This is a genomic window from Actinoplanes sp. M2I2 (assembly GCF_023544445.1).
Lineage (GTDB): Bacteria > Actinomycetota > Actinomycetes > Mycobacteriales > Micromonosporaceae > Actinoplanes.
On the sequence record NZ_JALPVJ010000002.1, the window covers coordinates 50,023 to 68,217 of the forward strand.

Below are 18,195 nucleotides of genomic sequence, written 5' to 3' on the forward strand. Positions count from 1 at the left end.
CACCATCACCGCCGAGAGGTCCGCAGTGCTCGCGTCGACCGCACCATGACCATGCCATCGGTGCGGGAACACGGCTCGGATCTCGCGCACACCGCGATCGTCGGCTCGGCGGCCGACCTGCCGGCGGTGCTCGTTCCGGAGCTGCGCCGTTCGGCCGGCCGGTACGACGAGGTCCTGCTGGTGGTCGGTCACGACACCCGTGCGGCCCTGCAGGGGCAGGTCGGCGAGCTCGACGGCAACGTCCGCTGGAGCGACCCACGAGGGTTCTACCAGCGGCTCGGGTTCGCCTACGAGTCGTTCCGCCGCTATCTGGCCGGCCAGGCCGAGGCCGGCCGCCGCGTCCACGTGATCGCCGAGCCTGATCTGACCGGTGGCGCCGACCCCGGCCTGCGCGCCTCCGCATATCTGTCCTACGAGGCGATGTGCAACGAGACCTACGCCCCGTACGGCTGCGCCGTGACCTGCGTCTGGGGCGAGCAGCACCATTCACCCGCCGTTCTCGAGGGGGCCCGCGCCACGCACCCGCACCTGCTCACCGCGACCGGGCCCGTCCGGTCCGGCTCCTACCAGGATGCGGAGCGTTACCTCGCCGGCCGGAGGGATCCCTGGCCGCCGGCGCCGGCCGAGGTCGACGAGGAGGTGATCCTGGCCGGCGTGGCCGACCTTCGCCGGCTGCGCTCGGTGGTGCACACCTGGGCGGCCGACCGGGATTTCGCCGACGAACCGATCGACGACGTCGTCGTCGCGGTGGTCGAGGTCGCCGCGAACGGCCTGCGGCACGGCGCCGCTCCGGTCCGCGTCCGCGCCTGGCACGACCAGGACACCCTCGTCGTCCAGTGCGACGACAGCGCGGGCCGTCCCCTTCCGGTCACGGCCGGCTATCGGCGGCCCGGACGCGCCGACGCGGCGCCCGATGGCCGCGGGTTGTGGCTGGCCCGTCAGCTCGCCGACGTGGTGATCATCGGCCGCGAGCCGGGACGCACCTCGGTCCGGCTGCATTTCCCGCACGAGATCATGCACCGCGGCGCGGCGTGACGGCGATGCCTCCCGATATGGGCCGGTAACCGCCTCAGTACGCTGTGAGCGTGACTTTCGGCGGCGGAATGCGCGACGACGAGCGGTTGCGCCGTCTCGAGGCGGTCACCGACGCGGCGTTGTCCCGGCTCGACGTCGTCGACCTGCTCGACGAGCTGCTCGAGCGGGTCCGCGAGCTGCTCGACGCCGACACCGCGGCGATCATGCTGGTGGACCCGCACGCCCGGCAGCTGATCCCGACCGCGGCCAAGGGGCTGGAGCAGGAGATCCGGCGCGGCATCCGGGTGCCGCTGGGCGAGGGGTTCTCGGGGCACGTCGCGCAGGTCCGTGAGCCGGTCGTGCTGTCCGAGGTGACCGCCGCCGACGTGGTGAGTCCCGTCCTGATCGAGCAGGGCGTCCGTTCCCTGCTCGGGGTGCCGATCTTTGCCGCCGGGGAGGTCGTGGGCGTTCTGCACATCGGCAGCTGCCGGCCCCGGCAGTTCAGCGACGACGACGTACGCCTGCTGCAGCTGGCCGCCGACCGGGCCGGCGTGGCCGGGCAGATCCGTTCCCGCAAGCTCGAGCAGACCGCGGCCCTGGCGCTGCAGCGCAGCCTGCTCCCGGCCCGGTTGCCGGCCGTCGACGGTCTGGAGCTGGCCTCAAGGTACGTTCCCGGCCACGAGTTCGGCATCGGTGGGGACTGGTACGACGTGTTCACGCTGCCGTCCGGCCGGCTCGGGCTGGTGATCGGCGACGTCTCCGGGCACGGCCTGGCCTCGGCGGTGGTGATGGGCCGCATCCGCAGCGCCCTGCGCGCGTACACGCTGGTCACCGATGACCCGGCCGAGGTGCTGACGCTGCTCGACCGCAAGATCCGCCACTTCGAGGCCGGCAACCTGACCACCGCGTTGTACGCCACCATCGCCCCCGACCAGCGGACCGTGCGGCTGTCGTCGGCCGGTCACCTGCGCCCGGTGCTGACGGCGCCGGGGCGGCCGGCCGAGCTGATCGACATGCCGATCGATGTCCCGCTGGGCACCGGCAGCACCCGGGCCAGGCGGACGACGCCGGTCGACCTGCCCGCCGAGGCCCTGATGCTGTGCTACACCGACGGCCTCGTCGAGCGCCGGGGCCGCGTCATCGACGAAGGCATCGCCGCGCTGGTCGGCGCCGTGCACGCCGGGCCGCCCGACGAGGTCTGCGCCACGGTCATGGCGCGGATCGGCAGCGACCAGCCGACCGACGACATCGCCGTGCTGGCCGTCCGCCGCGGCCGCTCCGCTTGAGGGCCCGGCTCCGGCATGACCGGAGTGGCTCACAGGGCCTCGGTGTCGCGCAAGGGCACGTACGGCTCCTGCCCGGGCGGGAGCCCGGCGGCGATGGCCCGGCTGCGGTGCAGTTCGGCGTCGAGCTCGGCCCCCAGCAGGATCGCGATGTTCGAGATCCACAGCCACACCAGGAAGATGGCGACCCCACCCAGGGTGCCGTACGTCTTGTTGTAGGACCCGAAGTGGGCGGCGTAGACGGCGAACCCGACCGAGGCGGCCACCCAGAGCAGCACGGCCACGACGCCGCCCGGACTGATCCAGCGCAGCCCGGCCTGGCGTGCGTTGGGCGCGGCCCAGTAGAGCAGGCCGAACACGACACTGATCAACACCAGCAGCACCGGCCATTTGACGATCGACCACACGGTGACGGCGGTGGGGCCCGCGCCGATGAGACGGCCGAGCCACTCCGCCAGCTCACCGGTGAAAACGACGATCAGGGCGCCGGCCGCGAGCATCGCGCCGACCACGACGGTGACGGCCAGGCGGATCGGCAACGTCTTCCAGATCGGGCGGCCCTCGGGTACGTCGTAGATCGCGTTCGAGGCCCGCATGAACGCGCCGACGTACCCGGAAGCCGACCACAGCGAGCCGGCCAGGCCGATGATCGCCAGCGAGCCGGCGGTCTGCTGGTTCTCGCCCAGGTTGGTCAGGCTGCTGGTGAGGATCTCCTCGACCGGGCCGGGCGCCACCGCCCCGAGGCTGTCGACCAGCGGTCCGATGGCGGACTGGCCGAGCAGGCCGAGCACCGACGCGAGCAGGATCAGTCCCGGGAACACGGACAGCACGCCGTAGTAGGTCAGCGCCGCGGCCCAGTCGGCCAGACCGTCGTCGTCGAACTCCTTGACGGTGCGCTTGAGCGTCGCCCACCACGCGCCCCGGGGCAGGGCGGTGGGACTCTCCGGCGGCCGCCGCGGCAGTCGTGGTCCCTCGCTCACGGCCGGCCCTTCGGGCGCCGGGTGCGGACGTCAGGCATGCCGCGTTGATTCCCAGCCGTACGAGAACTATCCGTCGCCCGATCGGTGCCGGCTACGGACCTCAGGTGGGCGGGTGGGTGCCGCTGAGGGTCAGCGCGGTCGCGTCGCTCCCGGGGTGGGCGGCCAGCCAGGCCAGGAAGTCGGCCGCGAACAGGGGCCGCGACACGTAGTAGCCCTGCACCGAGTCGCAGCCGAGGTCGCGTACGTGGTCGAACTCGGCCCGGGTCTCGACCCCCTCGGCCACGACGTGCAGGCCGAGCGCGTGGCCGAGCTGCTGGGCGGCCGCGATGACCGCCTGCCGGTCGCGGTGGTGGGTGATGTCCTCGACGAAGCTCTTGTCGATCTTGAGTTCCTGCACGGGCAGCTCGGTGAGCCGGCTCAGCGACGACTGGCCGGTCCCGAAGTCGTCCACCGACAGTGTGACGCCTAGGTTCCGCAGTGCCTGCAGGACGCGTACGGCGTTGGCCGGGTCGGCGATGAGCCCGGTCTCGGTGATCTCCAGGGTGAGCGCGTGAGCGGGCACGTCGTGGTTGCTCAGGGCCCGCTCCACCACGTCCTGGACCACGGTGCGGCCGGTGAGCATCTGGGGTGGCAGGTTGACCGCGACCGACAGCTGATGCCCGGCCCGGCGCCAGGACGCGCACGCGGCCAGGGCGGTGTCGAGGATGTGCTCGGTGAGGGGCGCGATGAGGCCGGAGCGTTCGGCCAGCGGGATGAACTCGTCGGGGCGGACGGGACCGTCGGCGCGCGACCATCGCGCGAGCGCCTCGGCGCCGATCACCCGGCCGGTCGCCGGGTCGACCTTGGGCTGGAAGGCGACCCGGACCGCGCCCTGCTCGACGGCGCTGCGCAGATCGGTCAGCAGCCCCAGCCGGCGTGGCGTGTCCTGATCGTCCTCGGCTTGATACACGTGCACGCCGGTACGAGCCTGCTTGGCGACGTACATCGCGACGTCGGCCCGCTGCAGCAGCCGGTCCGGGTCGCTGCCGTGCCGGGGGGACAGGCACACGCCGATGCTGGCCTGAGTGGTCAGGGTGAGACCCGACACCGCTGTGGGCTCCCCGAGCGTCTCGTGCAGCTCGGCCGCGAGGGCCAGCACGTCGGCCTCCGAGGCGGCCCGGGCGATCAGGCCGAACTCGTCGCCGCCGAGCCGGGCCACGCTCGCCCGGTCGCCCAGCCGGGCCTGGAGCCGGTGACCGACCTGGCGCAGGACCTCGTCGCCGATCGTGTGCCCGAGGGCGTCGTTGATGTCCTTGAACCGGTCCAGGTCGAGCAGGATCACCCCCACCCGCACGGCGGGGTCCCGCCCGTCGCCGACCGCCTCGCCGAGGTCGGCCAGCAGCTTGCGGCGGTTGGGCAGGCCGGTCAGGGCGTCGTGCTGGGCGCTGTGGCTCAGCTGCTGCACGAGCCGGGCGTTGGTCAGCGCGACGCCGGCGTGCGCGGCGAGCGCCTCCAGCAGCCGCAGGTGGTCGCGGTCGAACGTCTCGATGTCGGGCAGGCTCTGCGTGACGGCCAGCACGGCGACGGTGCCGCCCAGCGTCACCGGCGCCGCCATCGCGTCGCGTGGACCGGACACCATGAGCGGCTCACCGCGACCGGCCGCGGACCACCAGGCGTCGTCGTCCGGCGCGTCGGTGTGCACCTGGAACGTCCGCTGATCGGTCAGCGCCATGCGCGTGCTGTCCGGGTCGCCGGGCAGGATCAGCTCCGCCGTCTCGGCGCGCACCAGATCGCGGACCTGGCTCAGCACCTCGTGGGCCACCGCGGTGGCGTCGTTCGAGCCGCTGACCGCCCGGGTGAAGCGATAGAGCGCCTCGACCTGGGCGTGTCCCTGGGTCTGCCGGGCGTACTGGTGGAAGACCAGGTAGACGGCGAAGGCCAGGATGCCCAGCAGCACCGCGGCGGCGACCTGGTCGCGGACCACGATCGCGGTGATCAGGCCGAGTGTCGTGGTGACGACCACCAGGGGCAGCTGCAGGATGTCGCGCAGATCGGCGGTCAGCAGCCGCCGCCACTCCTCGGTGTCGTCGTGCAGGGCGATCACCGCGCTGATCAGGACGACCGAGATCAGGTCGGCCACCAGGGTCGCCACGAAACAGCTGAGCCAGCCGCGCGGCCCCAGCGGGTCGGCCGGGCCGACGAGCACGTGGAACAGCAGGGCCGCCGCGGCCGCCTGGGTGCCGTACAGGGCGGTGTTGAAGGCCAGCTTGGTGCCGCCCTGACGGCTCAGCAGCGTCAGGCCGGCCACCCCACCGATCACCCGCACCAGCACCAGCGCCGCCGGAGCCATGGTGACCAGGCCGAGCACCAGCGGGATCTCGCTCAGGCTGATCGTGTGCGACCCGCGCCGCACCGGGAAGGTGACGGTGAAGCGCTCGGTGACAGCGAACAACACCGCGACGACGACCAGCAGCGCCGGGCTCGCCCCGTACGACAGCGGTTCCTGCCACAACAGGTACGCCACCAGGCCCAGGGTGAGAAGCGTGAGGGCAGCCGTGAGTACGCCGGTGCGGCCGGCCGCGGATAGCCGCCGCACTGCCTTCATCGGCAGATCTCCTTGTCGTCGCCCGCTTTCTCCCCATCGGCAGCAGCCGGGCCGGGATGAGCATCCCGGCCCGGGCAGCCCGCCTCAGCTCCAGGAAGCCGACGACCAGTCGTCGCTCGACCAGGAGCGGCCCGACCACGACCCGGCCGTCCACGACCGGCCGGTCCACCGCCGGCCGGCCCAGGACGGGTCGCTCCACGCGGCCTTGGCGCTCCACGGCGTGCTGTCCGACCAGACGGCCGGGGCCCAGGTCCGCGACGCCCAGGACGCGCCGGTCCAGTCGTCGCCGGCCAGCCGGTTGCCCATCCACACACCGCCGGTCCAGGCGGTGCCGGCGGCGCTGCGGGCCGCCCAGGTGGTGGTCGGCAGGTTGCCCCAGACGCTGCGCTGACCCGCGAGCGGCGTGTTGTCCATCATGACCCGGCTGTCGCCGCGGGAGTTGTCGAGCGTGCCGCTGCCGTTGGACTTCATCCAGGACTGGGCCGTGGTCGTGGTCGTGAGGGTGGAGCGCGCGAGGGCCCCGTTCACGCTGATCTCCTGCAGGCCGAGAATGGCGGCGATGCCGTTGGGTACCCGGACCGAGCCCTTGACCAGCCAGTTCTTGATCTGATCGGGAGTGGCCGACGGGCGCGCCTGCACGAGCAGGGCCGCGGCGGCCGAGGTGACCGCGGCGGCCTGCGAGGTGCCGCTGCCGCGGAACAGCGTGTCGCCCGAGCGCGCGCCCGGGTAGGTGGCGTCGATGTAGGAGCCGGGGTCGCGCAGCGACAGGACGGAGGCGCCGGGGGCGAGCACGTTGATCTGCTTGCCGCCGTTGCCCAGGTTGGTGAACGACGTCAGCTGGTCGTCGCTGGTGCTCACGGTGCCCTTGGTGTCGGTGGCGCCCACCGTCAGGATGTAGTCGTCCGACGCCGGGTTGGCCAGCGAACCGGCGCTGTTGCCGTCGTTGCCGGCCGCGGCGACCACCACGATGCCGGCCTGCCACGCCTTCTCGACGGCGAAACCCAGGGGGTCGTTCCAGGTGTTGGGCGTGCCGCCGGAGCCGTAGGACAGGTTGATCACCCGGATCGGGTTGGCGGCGTCGTCGTTGCGGTGCTTGACGACCCAGTCCACGGCCGCGATGACCTGGGTGACGTCCACGGTCCCGTTGGCCGTGCCGACCTTGACCGAGGTGAGCTTGACGCCCGGCGCCAGCCCCTTGGTGCCGGTCGCGGTGTCGTTGCCGACGATGATGCCGGCCATGTGGGTGCCGTGCCCGAAGGTGTCGAGGTAGCGCAGGTCGGGCGCCTGGGACTCCATGGACAGGTCGGGGCCGTTGACGATCTGCGCAGCCGGGAGACCGCTGACCGGCGCCACCCCGGTGTCGATCAGGGCGACGCCCACGCCCTTGCCGGTCAGCGTGGCAGCCGCGCCGGTGTCGGCCCCGATGACCGTACGAATCTGTTTGAGCGTCGTTCCCTGCACTATGCCGGCCGACCCCAGCCAACTGGCCCAGTGTGTCGCCGGTTCCGCCGCGGCGGCGGGAGCTGCTCCACCACCCAGCGCTCCGGCGCCCAACGCTACCGCCGCCGTGAAGGCGCTGACTTTTCTCAACCGGCCCATGGCCACCCCGCTGTCTCTCGATGCTGAGCGTCTCCATCGGCCGGGCGCCGGCGACCTGAAGGTCAATCAGTAAAGAACTTTCCCGGTACGCGTCCGGCCGGCCGCGGGCGTGCGGGTCCGAGTGCGTCGCGGCGCACTGTCGAGCCGGGCAGGTCTGCTCAGCGAGGCGGCGGGGTGGCGGTCCGCTCCTCCGCGGTCAGGTCCTGGTGGCCGATCACGCGGAGGAGCTCGAGCTGACCCGCCGCCTCCGTGCCGGCCCGGGGGCTCAGGATGACCAGGCGCTGGTCCTGGTGCTGGGTGGCCAGGACCTCGCAGTCCAGGTCGATGACGCCGACCAGAGGGTGGACGATGCGTTTGCGGTCCGCGCGGCGCACCGCGACGTCGTGACGGTCCCACAGCTCGGCGAAGTGCCCGCTGGCCGCTCGCAGGGTGCGGACCATCGTGGTGGCTTCCGGGTCCTCCGGGCGCCGGGCGATGGCGGCCCGCAGATCGGCGACCAGGATGCGGGCCTGGTCGGCCTGGTCCTCGACCGGGTACTGACCGCGGGTGGCGGGGTCGGTGAAGAAGCGGTGGATGAAGCTTCGCGCGGGACCGCTGAACGCCGAGACCTGGTCACCGATCAGGGCGACGGCCAGGCGGTTCTGGGCCAGGGTGACCCCGAGGTCGGTGCCGACCTGGGCCGGCATGGTGGTGAGGGCGTCCAGCAGGCGGAGCAGGCTCGGGCTGACGTGTTCCCCGGCGCCGCCGGCCGGGGGCGCGTGGTGCCCGGCCAGGTGGTAGAGATGGTCGCGTTCGTCCGTGGTGAGACGTTGACCAAGGCCGGGGTCCGGTCGGCCTTTCTCCGGGCGGCCGGGTTCGACTACAACATCGTGCCGTGGGTGGCCGCCGCCCGGGACGACGTCGTACGCCTGCCGTCTCCGGACATGCGGACGCCGTTCGTGGATCCGGCGGACATCGCAGCGGCGGCGGTCGCCCTCCTGACCGCTGCGCATCCGGTGCCCGGGGCGTACTCGATCACCGGTCCCGAGAGCGGATCCCTGCGGGAGCAGGTCGCCGAGATCAACGCGGCGCTGGGCCGCTCGTACGTCGTCGAGGAGCTCGGCGAGACCGATACCGGGGTGGGCTTCCTGGACGACATGCCGGACTTCATGCGCACCTCGTTCCTCGAGGTCTTCGCGGGCGCCGGAGGGCTGGCCCCGAGCAACGACGTGGAGGTGCTGACCGGCACACCCGCCCGTCCTTTCCGGGCCTGGCTGGCCGACAACCACCGAGCGTTCGCCGGGCAGCCCTGATCCGGGGGCGGCGCTCAGCCTGGGTGCACTTCGCCCTGGATGGCGACCGTCCGTCCGGTGAGGGTTGAGGCATGACTGACGCCAAGACCATTCTCATCACCGGCGCGAGCAGCGGCATCGGGGCGGCCACGGCGCGGCTTCTCGCGGACCAGGGCCACACCCTCGTCCTCGGCGCGCGGCGTACCGACCGGCTCGAGGCCATCCGTGACGCCGGCGGCGACGTGCACGTCGACCGGCTCGACGTCACCGACCGCGCGGACGTGACCCGGTTCGTCGACGCCGCCGTCCGGAATCACGGCCGCGTCGATGTGCTCATCAACAACGCCGGGGTGATGCCGCTGTCCCGGCTCGACGCCCTGCTCGTCGACGAGTGGGACCGCATGATCGATGTCAACGTGCGCGGCCTGCTGCACGGCATCGCGGCCGCGCTGCCGCACTTCCAGCGGCAGGGCTCGGGCCACTTCGTCACGGTCGCGTCGATCGGGGCCCACGAGGTGTCCCCGACGGCCGCGGTCTACTGCGGCACCAAGTACGCGGCCTGGGCGATCACCGAGGGCCTGCGCCAGGAGGTCGATCCGTCGATCCGGGTGACCACCATCTCGCCCGGGGTCGTCGAGTCCGAGCTGGCCGAGTCGATCAGCGACCCGGTGGCCCGGGGGGAGATGCGGGTCTACCGGGCGAACTCCATCCCGGGCGACGCCATCGCGCGCGCCGTCTCGTACGCGATCGGGGAACCGGACGGCGTCGACGTCAACGAGGTCGTCGTCCGGCCCACGCGGCAGCGCTGACCGATCACGGCACCTGGGTGGTCGTCGGCGGTGCTGTGAAGCCCGTCTCTTGCCTTGTTCACCGGTGTCGCGATGCCGCTCGGGTGCTATCTTCATATGGACAGCTTGTTCATATACGGCTTGTTCAGATAAGGGAGTGTCGTCATGGCGAAGCAGGAGCGGGTGGCCATCGTGACCGGGGCGTCCGGTGGCATCGGGCGGGCGGCGGCGGTGCGGCTGGCCCGCGACGGGATGGCGGTCGTCGTGCACTTCGGCGGCAACCGGGACCGGGCCGACGAGACGCTGGCCCTGATCGCCGAGGCCGGCGGGCGCGCGGTCGCCGCCGGTGGGGACGTGGCCGACGAGGAGGCGATGGCCGCGGTGTTCGCCACCGCCACCGAGGCTTTCGGCGGCGTCGACGTGGTGGTCAACGCGGCGGGCTCGATGCCGCTGGGCCCCGTCGCCCAGATGGATCTGGCGACGTTCGACCGCATCATCCGGACGAACCTGCGCGGGACGTTCGTCGTCAGCCAGCTGGCGGCGCGGCAGGTCCGTTCCGGCGGCGCGATCGTCAACTTCTCGTCGACCGTGACCCGGTTGCAGTACCCGGCCTACGCGGCCTACGCGGCCGCGAAGGGCGGGGTCGAGGCGATGACGCTGATCCTGGCCCGCGAGCTGCGCGGGCGCGACATCACCGTCAACACGGTCGCGCCCGGCCCGGTGGAGACGCCGCTGTTCCTGGACGGCAAGACCGACGAGCAGGTGGCGACGGCGGCCAAGGCCAACCCGATGGAGCGGCTGGGCCGGCCCGAGGACATCGCCCAGGTGGTGGCCGACCTGGCCGGCCCGTCGCGGTGGATCAACGGCCAGGTGCTGTTCGTCAACGGCGGCGCGGCGTGAGGTTCGAGCAGGCCCAGGCGGCGCCGTCGTCGTTCGGGCCCGACGCGATCAGCGGGCGGCGTCCGGATGGCCCGGCATGCTGGAGCCGCCACCGCTGCTTCCCGAGGCGCCGCCGGCTGTGCCCGAGCCGTCCGGCTCGGTGACGATGTCGCTGTCCGGCATGCCGGCCGGCCGGCGGTCGGTCTCGACCTGGGTGAGCGGGGCGCCCTCTTCCGGCTTGGCCTGCGGGTCGATGGGCAGCTCGCCGTTCCGGTTTCCCTCATCCGTCGTCATGCCGGGCGCGTACCCGGGGTGTGACTGTTCATGCGACGGGGTCGCTGCCGGGGCTCAGTCAGGGGGTTCGGTCGCCCCGGCCTCGGGCTCGTCGGACCGGTCGGGGCCGACCCGGACGTCGTCGCCGGCCGGCAGTGTCGGCGCGTCGGCCTCGTCGGTCGCGGCGTTGTCGTCGGTGGCCGGTTCCTGCGGTTGTGACGTCATGACTATGGCGTACCCGTCAGATCGGAAACGACGCTTCGCGAGCCGGCGACGAACGCGGCGCCACCGCCCTGGCATACCGCGGGAGCGCTGGGGTATGCGTCACGGCCCGGCGAGCGAAGGAGGGCAGGCCGATGGCACGGTACGGCGACGAGGTGGCCGCTCTGGCCGCGCCGCTCACGGACCCCGGTGATCTCGACGTGCTGCTCGACCGGGTCGGTGACGCCCGGGTCGTGATGCTGGGCGAGGCCAGCCACGGCACGCACGAGTTCTACACCTGGCGGGCGGCGATCAGCCGGCGCCTGATCGAGGAGAAGGGTTTCTCGTTCGTCGCTGTCGAGGGGGACTGGCCGGACTGCGAACGGGTGGATCGCAGCGTCCGGTGCCGGCCGGACGCGCCGGTCGATCCCCGGGAGGCGCTGCTGGCGTTCGACCGGTGGCCGACGTGGATGTGGGCCAACGAGGAGATCGTCGACTTCACCCGGTGGCTGCGCGACCACAACAGCACCCGGGAGGCGGGCGCCCGGGCCGGATTCCACGGCCTGGACGTCTATTCGCTGTGGGAGTCGCTGCGCGAGATCCTGACCTTTCTGCGGGAGCACGACCCCGAGCAGGTGCCGGCGGCGCTGGCCGCTTATCGCTGTTTCGAACCGTACGGCGAAGACCCCCAGGAGTACGCCTGGGCCACCCGCCTGGTCCCCACCCACTGCGAGGACGAGGTGATCCGCCTGCTGGTCGACCTCCGGCGCCGGGCGGCCGAGGAGCCGAGCCGCTTCGAGGCGTGGCAGAACGCCGAGGTGGTCGCCGGCGCGGAGCGGTACTACCGGGCGATGGCGCGTGGCGGGCGCGAGTCGTGGAACGTCCGGGACCGGCACATGGACGAGACGCTGGACCGGCTGCTGGGGCACTACGGGGCCGGCGCGAAGGCGATCGTCTGGGCGCACAACACCCACGTCGGTGACGCCCGGGCCACCGACATGGCCGACGCGGGCCACGTGAACATCGGTCAACTGGCCCGCGAGCGGTACGGCGCCGATCAGGTCGTGCTGGTCGGCTTGGGCACGTACCGGGGGACCGTCATCGCCGGGGACGCCTGGGGCGCGCCGATGGAGGTCATGCGGGTGCCGCCGGCGCGCCGGCACTCCCTGGAGGAGGTGCTGCGGGCGACCGCGCCCGATCAGGCGCTCTTCGTCTTCCCGTCCGGCGACCGGCCGGGCGTGCTGACCGAAGAGCTGGACCACCGCGCGATCGGCGTGGTCTACCACCCGGACCGGGAGAGGCACGGCAACTACGTGCCGACCGTGCTGGGTGACCGCTACGACGCCTTCTGCTGGATCGCGGAGTCGCAGGCCGTACGGCCGCTGCACCTGCCGGTCACGGACGCGCGCGAGCCCGAGACCTTCCCCTCCGGCGTCTGATCCGGCGGGGGAGCACCGACCGGTCAGGCGACGTCACCGACGGCGGCCCGCAACTGAAGGCGACTGGTGATTCCCAGCTTCGGATAGATGTCGTACAGGTAGTTCGCGACGGTGCGATGCGAGGCGTCGATGCGCGCTCCGATCTCCCGGTTGGTCAACCCTTCGGCGGCCAGCAGGGCGACCCGCAACTCCTGCGGCGACAACACGTCGGCACCGGATCTCGGGACTCCACTGCCGCTCGCGGTGACGCCGGCGGCCCGGAGTTCGGCGGTGGCCAGCTCGGCCCAGGGCGCGGCCCCCGCGTTGCCGAAGAGGAACCGGGCCTCGCCCAGGTGCTCGCGAGCCGCCACGATCTGCCCGGTCCGGCGCAGCCAGGCGCCATAGGCCAGCAGGGTCCGGGCGAGCTCCAGCGGTACGCCGCCCCGGCGGCCGGCCGCCGCGGACTCCTGGAAATGTCGCTCGGCCCCGGTGTCGTCGAGGACCGCGGCGCCCCGCAGGGCGACGGCGCGCAGATGGTCGGAGTCCAGGACGTCGGCGGCCTGCCGGACCACGTCGACCTGCCGGCGGGCGAGCGTGATCAGTTCCGGGTCACCGCTGCCCGCGGCCGCCTCGGCCAGGTCGCCGACCGCGTTCCAGGCGATGGTCCGGTGCGGGCCGAGCGAGGTGAGCTCGTTCCCGGCCTCACCGAACCGCTTCTCCCGCAACGCCGCCAGCCCGTTCGCCCACCCGGCCATGGCCGTGACCAGGGCGGAGTGCGTCCGCGGCGGGAACGAACGGGTGCGGCGGATCTCACCCGCGGCCGCCGGGCCGGCAGCCGTCCAGGCCAGCGCGAGGGCTCGGGTGGCCGCGGCCAGATCACCCAGCAGCGGCAACCCCAGCTCCGCGCTGAGCTCGCCGGCCCAGGCCGCGTCGGCCCCGGCGTCGGCGGGCCGTCCCGACAGGATCCGGGTCAGTCCCCGCTCGGTGAGCTGGCGGACGTGGTCGCCGGCTGCTCCCCGGGTCACGGTGAGGGCGTCGGCGGCCAGGTTCCAGCTCTGGACGGACAGGTCGACGTCGTGCAGCGACTCGGCGGTGCGGGCGGCCGCGATCAGCAGGTGGCTGGTGTCGCGCGGCGGCGGCGCGCCGGTCAGGAGCCGGTCCCGCAGGGCCGCGATCAACGGTGGCAGCCGGCGACGGACCGTCGCGGCGTCACCGAGCGGATCGTTCCAGGACCGGGCGATGGTCAGCAGCGTCGCCGTCGTCGGTTCGGCCGCAGCCAGTTCGGTGAGCCCGGCCCTACGCTCGGAGCCGGCCGTCCCGGCGCCGGCGATCGCCGTCACCGCATCGTCCATGGCCTTGATCAACGCGGCTCTCGTCGGTGCCGGGAGGTCGTGGTACCAGGCGAGGGACCCGGCGGCGATCATGGCAGCGGCCCAGGTCTCGTGGTCCCACCGGCCGTCATCGGCATGCGACGACGCCTCCCGGGCCACGGCGTCGACAGCCTCGGCGGCCGACCGCCCGTCCAGACCCTCGGTCAGCGAGAGGGCGGCGCGGGTGACGAGCAACCGCCCGATCACCTGAGGGCCGGGCGACAACGCCATCGCCTCGTGGATCAGCTCGTGCGCCTCGGCGCCGTGCCCCGCCTGGCGGGCGAGTTCGGCGGCGATCGCCAGCCGCCGCGACCGCTCGGCGCCGCCGGCGGACAGAGCCGCCGCACGCCGCAGCAGCTCCACCGCTTCCGGCAGCCGGCCGCGCCGCGTCCGCCGATCGGCGGCTCCCTCGAGATCCGCCGCGGCGTCCTCGTCCTCGTCGTGGGCCAGGGCCGTGCGATGCCAGGTGGCTCGGACGAGGTCCGTCGTCGTGGCCGCGAGAGCCTCGTGCGCCTCGGCCCGCTCGGACCAGGTGGCGGCGCTGTAGACGGCCGACCGCATCAGCTCCTGCCGGAACTGGACCCGGTCGCCGGTGACGAGCAGGAGTCCCGCCTGTTCGGCCGGATCGAGGTCTTCCGGACGCAGCCCGATCCGGCGGGCCGCCGGTACGAGTTCCGGTAACAGGTGCTGCCCGGCCGCCGCGACCAGCACCAGGAACCGGCGGGTCGGCTCGGGGAGATCGTCGGTTCCGGCCAGCAGGCTCGCGGACATCCGGTGCGTGACCGGGAGGGGACGGCCGGCCGGCTGTTCCTGGTGGGCCGGCTCGGCGCTCAGCGCCGTGGCGAACTCCCGCAGGGCCAGCGGGTTGCCCTCGGCGGCACTGAGGACTCGCCGCCGGGCCGCCGCGGAGAGCGCCGGTGCGACGGACGTCACGAGTCGCTGGGCGACGTCGTCGGGCAACGGGCCCAGGTCGATACGCCGGAACGGCCATCGCACGCTCTGGTCCGTCCCCGGCCCGCCGTTCCGCAGGGCGCCGACCATGAGGATCGGCGCCGCCCGCAAGCGCCGGGCCACGAAGGTCAGCACCTCGACGGTCACCTGATCCAGCCACTGGAGGTCGTCGATCAGGACGAGCAGCGGTCCCCGCCGTCCCAGTCTCTCCAGCAGGCTCAGGACGGCCAGGCCGAGGGCCAGCCGCTCGGGAGCGGGGTCGTGGGAGAGCAGGAAGCGTCCCAGCAGGGCCGACCGTTGCGGGCCGGGCAGGTCGTCGGCCTCGTCCAGCACAGGATGCACCAGTTCGTGCAGCCCGGCGCCGGCTCCGGCCCGGTCGCACGGCAGCCCCGCGGCCCGCAGGATCAGGTAGCCGCGCGATCCGGCCCGGTCGGCGACGTGGTCGAGGAGCGCCGTCTTGCCCGTACCGGCCGCACCGGTGATGGCCACGGCGGTGCCGCTGCCCGACAGCCCGGCCACCAGGGAGTCCAGGACGGCCAGCGCCTCGTCCCGGCCCAGCAGAGTGGTTTCCTCCGGAGATGTCTCGAGCGTCACGTCGCCGGTGCTCCCCGCGCCGGCCTGCGAACCATGCAGGGCCACTTCCGACCGCCCGACCGCCACGAGACCGCTCCTTCCGTCGTCTCCCAGTGTGCGCGAGCCGGCTGGGGCGGGTATCCGTCACTTGACCCCCTGATCGCCGTCGGGCGCCCGGTCCGGGTGGGGTTCGGTCGGATCGGCAAGATCCTGGTAAGAAACAGAGCATGATCGGACGCTCGGACGAGCTCGCCTTCCTGCTCCGCTCGCTCGGCGCCATCGGCCCGGGGGGCCGGTTCGTGGTCATCGAGGGAACGGCTGGTATCGGTAAGACCACCCTGGTGGCGGCGCTGGAGACGGCGGCGCAGGAGGGCGGCTGCGAGGTTCTGAGGTGCACCGGCGTCGATCGGCAGCGTTCGGGGTTCGCGGCTCTCCACGAGTTGCTGCATCCGGTCCTGGACCTGGCCGGTGTCCTGCCGTCCCGTCAGCAGGAGGCGTTGCTGACGGCGTTCGGAGCGGTCGCCGACAGTCCGGCCGATCCGCTGCTGATCAACGTGGCCGCGCTGGGGCTGGTGGAGGAGGTCGCGGCGCGCCGCCCGGTCCTCGCGGTGGTCGAGGATCTGCACTGGCTGGATCCGTCCAGCGCCGCGGCCCTGGATTTCGTGGCGCGGCGGTTGAGCAACGCTGCCGTGCTGATGGTGGCGACCGTGCGTCCCGGCGAGGGGCCGGACGACAGCTTCGGGGGGCCGGACGCTCGGCGATTGTCGCTGGGGACGCTGGCCGACGACGAGTCCGAGCGGCTGCTCGACGAGGTCGCGCCGCGGCTGACCGGGCGCTCACGCCGGCGTGTCCTGCTCGAGGCGGCCGGCAATCCGCTCGCTCTGCACGAGTACGCGGCGGCACTCGGGGCGACGACCGAGGAGTCCGCCCCACCGCTGCGGCTGCCGACGTCGCGGCGCCTGGAACAGGCGTTCGTCGGAGACCTGGCGGTGCTGCCGGGCCCCAGCCGAGCCTTGTTGCTGCTGGCCGCGGCCGGGGACGAAAGCACTCACCTGCCCGATCTGCTGGCGGCCGGGGCCGAGGAGGGGATCACGCCCTCCGACGTGCTCCCGCTGGAGCACAACCGGCTGGTCACGGTCCGGGGCAACCGGTTGGAATTCATGCACCCGCTGGTTCGCTCGGCCGTCTACGGCGCGGCCTCGACCGTCGAGCGGGCTGCGGCTCATCGCCGGCTGGCGAGCGTGGAGAACGACGCCGTCCGCGCCGTCTGGCACCGCGCCTCCGCTCTGCTGGAGCGGGACGAACCGGTCGCCGCCGAGCTGGAGGCGGTGGCCCGGATCGCGCAGGGGCGCGGCGCGCTCCCCGACGCCGTGGCCGCTCTGCGCCGGGCCGCCGAGCTCTCACCCGACCCCGGCGACCGGATTCACCGCCTGGCCCTGGCGGCCGAACTGGTACGGCGGGCCGGGCAGATCAAGGAGGCCTCGGCGATCCTGGGCGACCTCATCCCGGTTGTCCGGCGGCCGGCCGACGTGACGCTCGTGATCATCACCGAGACCCGGCTCGGGCTGACGGCCGGCCACCCGATGCGGAGTCTGGACGAACTGATCGCGATCGTCGAACGCCTCGAGGCCTCCACCCCGGCCGAGACGGTGGCTTTGCGCACCCTGTCCCTGGCCGCTGCGGCGGGCCGGGCGTGGGGGATGGGCGTCGAGGCGGCGGTCGCCACGCGGTTGCGGGCAGCGGCGGCGAAGCTGTCGGCCTCGCACGACGGCTGGGCGCAGCAGGCGGTGCTCACGATGGTCGATCCGGTCGCGCAGGCTCCCCGGGTCAGGCCGATGCTGCCCAGCCTTTACACCCGGGTCCTCGACGAGGCGATGATCGACGGGCGGGAACGGGCGCCCGGAACCAACCAGTGGCTCCACATCCTCGCCCGGGTCGCGGAGGCCGTGCACGACTACGCGACCGCCCGGGCGAGCTGGGAGGAGTATCGCCGCTACCACCACTCCAGCGGCACAATCGCCGACGAGGCGCCCGCCCTGCACGGACGCTCGATGCTGCGACTGCTGGCCGGGGATCTGGCCGGCGCGCTCGCCGACAGCGAGCGGGTCATGGAGCTGGGCGTGCTGAGCAACTCGCGGCGTTCCTCGGCCTCCGGGGCCTCGATGTCGGCCCTGGTGCACGCGTTCCGGGGTGACTTCGAGCAGGCCACGGCCCGGATCCGGGACAGCGGCGACCTGCGGGATCACCAGCCGCACGCGATCATCAGCTGCCGGGCCGGCTGGGCGGCCGGGCTGGTGGCGATGGCCGAGGGGCGCTACGGCGACGCCTGGCTGGAGCTGCGGCAGGTGTCGGTGCATCCGACGACGGCGATCTGGGTGGTCGCCGATCTGGCCGAGGTGGGCCTCCGCAGTGGGCACGAGGCGGCCGTACGCGAGGTGGTCGCCGACGCGGAACGGCAGGCGCGGGCCTTCGACGCGCCGTACATCTGGGCTGTCGTCCACCGCGCCCAGGCGGTGCTGGCGCCGGAGGACGGCGCCGGGGAGCTGTACGAGCTGGCGCTGCGGGAGGCGCGCTCCGCCGGTGAGGCCCTGGAGATCGCCCGCTGCGAGCTGGCCTTCGGTGCGTGGCTGCGCCGCCGGCGCCGCATCGTGCAGGCGCGGGAGCACCTCGAGCAGGCCCACCGGATCTTCGATGACTGCGGTGCGAAGGCGCTGGCTGACCGGGCGTCCGCCGAGTTGCGGGCCGCGGGGGTGGCCGCCCCGGCGCCGGTCGCGGGCCGGGACGAGCCCGGCCCGGATGTCACGGCGATCCTCACTCCGCAGGAGCTCGCGGTCGCCCAGCTGGCCGCGTCCGGTCTGACCAACAAGGAGATCGCCGACCAGGTCTATCTGTCCCCGCGCACGGTCGCCGCCCACCTCTACCGGGCGTTCCCCAAGCTCGGCGTCTCCGGCCGGGCCCAGCTGAGCGATGTCCTGCGCCGCTGACCGGCTCTCAGCGGCGCACGGTCGCTC

Annotated in this window: 14 protein-coding genes; 7 read left to right on the top strand and 7 right to left on the bottom strand. The window is 73.2% G+C overall.

Features of this window, described 5'->3' with window-relative positions:
- Nucleotides 1-45: 45 nt before the first annotated feature.
- Entirely contained in the window at nucleotides 46-1,035 is a 990-nt protein-coding gene (locus tag HJC40_RS03985; RefSeq protein WP_249998275.1) for an ATP-binding protein, read from the top strand.
- A gap of 50 nt (nucleotides 1,036-1,085) precedes the next feature.
- On the top strand, nucleotides 1,086-2,300 hold the full coding sequence (locus tag HJC40_RS03990; RefSeq protein ID WP_249998276.1) for a GAF domain-containing SpoIIE family protein phosphatase: 1,215 nt from the start codon (nucleotides 1,086-1,088) through the stop codon (nucleotides 2,298-2,300).
- A 29-nt stretch (nucleotides 2,301-2,329) separates the two neighbouring features.
- On the opposite strand, the gene HJC40_RS03995 is transcribed toward HJC40_RS03990, so the two are convergent.
- From HJC40_RS03995 to HJC40_RS04010, 4 genes are all read right to left on the bottom strand, one after another.
- Nucleotides 2,330-3,277: a YihY/virulence factor BrkB family protein gene (locus tag HJC40_RS03995; RefSeq protein ID WP_374271058.1), complete on the bottom strand. Its 948-nt coding sequence runs from the start codon at nucleotides 3,275-3,277 to the stop codon at nucleotides 2,330-2,332.
- 100 nt (nucleotides 3,278-3,377) lie between these two features.
- Entirely contained in the window at nucleotides 3,378-5,861 is a 2,484-nt protein-coding gene (locus HJC40_RS04000) for a bifunctional diguanylate cyclase/phosphodiesterase (protein WP_249998277.1), read from the bottom strand.
- A gap of 84 nt (nucleotides 5,862-5,945) precedes the next feature.
- Nucleotides 5,946-7,322 (bottom strand): S8 family serine peptidase, encoded by a 1,377-nt coding sequence (locus HJC40_RS04005; protein ID WP_249998278.1) that lies wholly within the window; start codon nucleotides 7,320-7,322, stop codon nucleotides 5,946-5,948.
- A gap of 296 nt (nucleotides 7,323-7,618) precedes the next feature.
- Entirely contained in the window at nucleotides 7,619-8,233 is a 615-nt protein-coding gene (locus HJC40_RS04010) for a hypothetical protein (protein WP_284042738.1), read from the bottom strand.
- A 9-nt stretch (nucleotides 8,234-8,242) separates the two neighbouring features.
- Here HJC40_RS04010 and HJC40_RS04015 point away from each other — a divergent pair, with 9 nt between their 5' ends.
- From HJC40_RS04015 to HJC40_RS04025, 3 genes are all read left to right on the top strand, one after another.
- A complete protein-coding gene (locus tag HJC40_RS04015) occupies nucleotides 8,243-8,752 on the top strand; it encodes a hypothetical protein (protein WP_249998280.1) in 510 nt (169 codons plus the stop codon).
- 71 nt (nucleotides 8,753-8,823) lie between these two features.
- A complete protein-coding gene (locus HJC40_RS04020; protein ID WP_249998281.1) occupies nucleotides 8,824-9,540 on the top strand; it encodes an SDR family oxidoreductase in 717 nt (238 codons plus the stop codon).
- Nucleotides 9,541-9,684: 144 nt separating this feature from the next.
- Nucleotides 9,685-10,419, top strand: coding sequence for an SDR family oxidoreductase (locus HJC40_RS04025; RefSeq protein WP_249998282.1), 735 nt, complete (start codon nucleotides 9,685-9,687; stop codon nucleotides 10,417-10,419).
- A 48-nt stretch (nucleotides 10,420-10,467) separates the two neighbouring features.
- Here HJC40_RS04025 and HJC40_RS04030 read toward each other — a convergent pair whose 3' ends face one another.
- Together HJC40_RS04030 and HJC40_RS04035 are read right to left on the bottom strand one after the other, a co-directional pair.
- Nucleotides 10,468-10,692: a preprotein translocase YidC gene (locus HJC40_RS04030; RefSeq protein ID WP_249998283.1), complete on the bottom strand. Its 225-nt coding sequence runs from the start codon at nucleotides 10,690-10,692 to the stop codon at nucleotides 10,468-10,470.
- Nucleotides 10,693-10,746: 54 nt separating this feature from the next.
- Nucleotides 10,747-10,896 (bottom strand): hypothetical protein, encoded by a 150-nt coding sequence (locus tag HJC40_RS04035; protein ID WP_249998284.1) that lies wholly within the window; start codon nucleotides 10,894-10,896, stop codon nucleotides 10,747-10,749.
- Between the two features lie 131 nt (nucleotides 10,897-11,027).
- Here HJC40_RS04035 and HJC40_RS04040 point away from each other — a divergent pair, with 131 nt between their 5' ends.
- Nucleotides 11,028-12,311, top strand: coding sequence for an erythromycin esterase family protein (locus HJC40_RS04040; protein ID WP_249998285.1), 1,284 nt, complete (start codon nucleotides 11,028-11,030; stop codon nucleotides 12,309-12,311).
- A gap of 23 nt (nucleotides 12,312-12,334) precedes the next feature.
- Here HJC40_RS04040 and HJC40_RS04045 read toward each other — a convergent pair whose 3' ends face one another.
- On the bottom strand, nucleotides 12,335-15,271 hold the full coding sequence (locus HJC40_RS04045; RefSeq protein WP_249998286.1) for a LuxR family transcriptional regulator: 2,937 nt from the start codon (nucleotides 15,269-15,271) through the stop codon (nucleotides 12,335-12,337).
- 140 nt (nucleotides 15,272-15,411) lie between these two features.
- On the opposite strand from HJC40_RS04045, the gene HJC40_RS04050 reads away from it, so the two are divergent.
- The gene (locus tag HJC40_RS04050) at nucleotides 15,412-18,168 is read left to right on the top strand and encodes an AAA family ATPase (protein WP_249998287.1); all 2,757 of its coding nucleotides are present in this window, start codon (nucleotides 15,412-15,414) and stop codon (nucleotides 18,166-18,168) included.
- Nucleotides 18,169-18,195 lie beyond the last annotated feature (27 nt).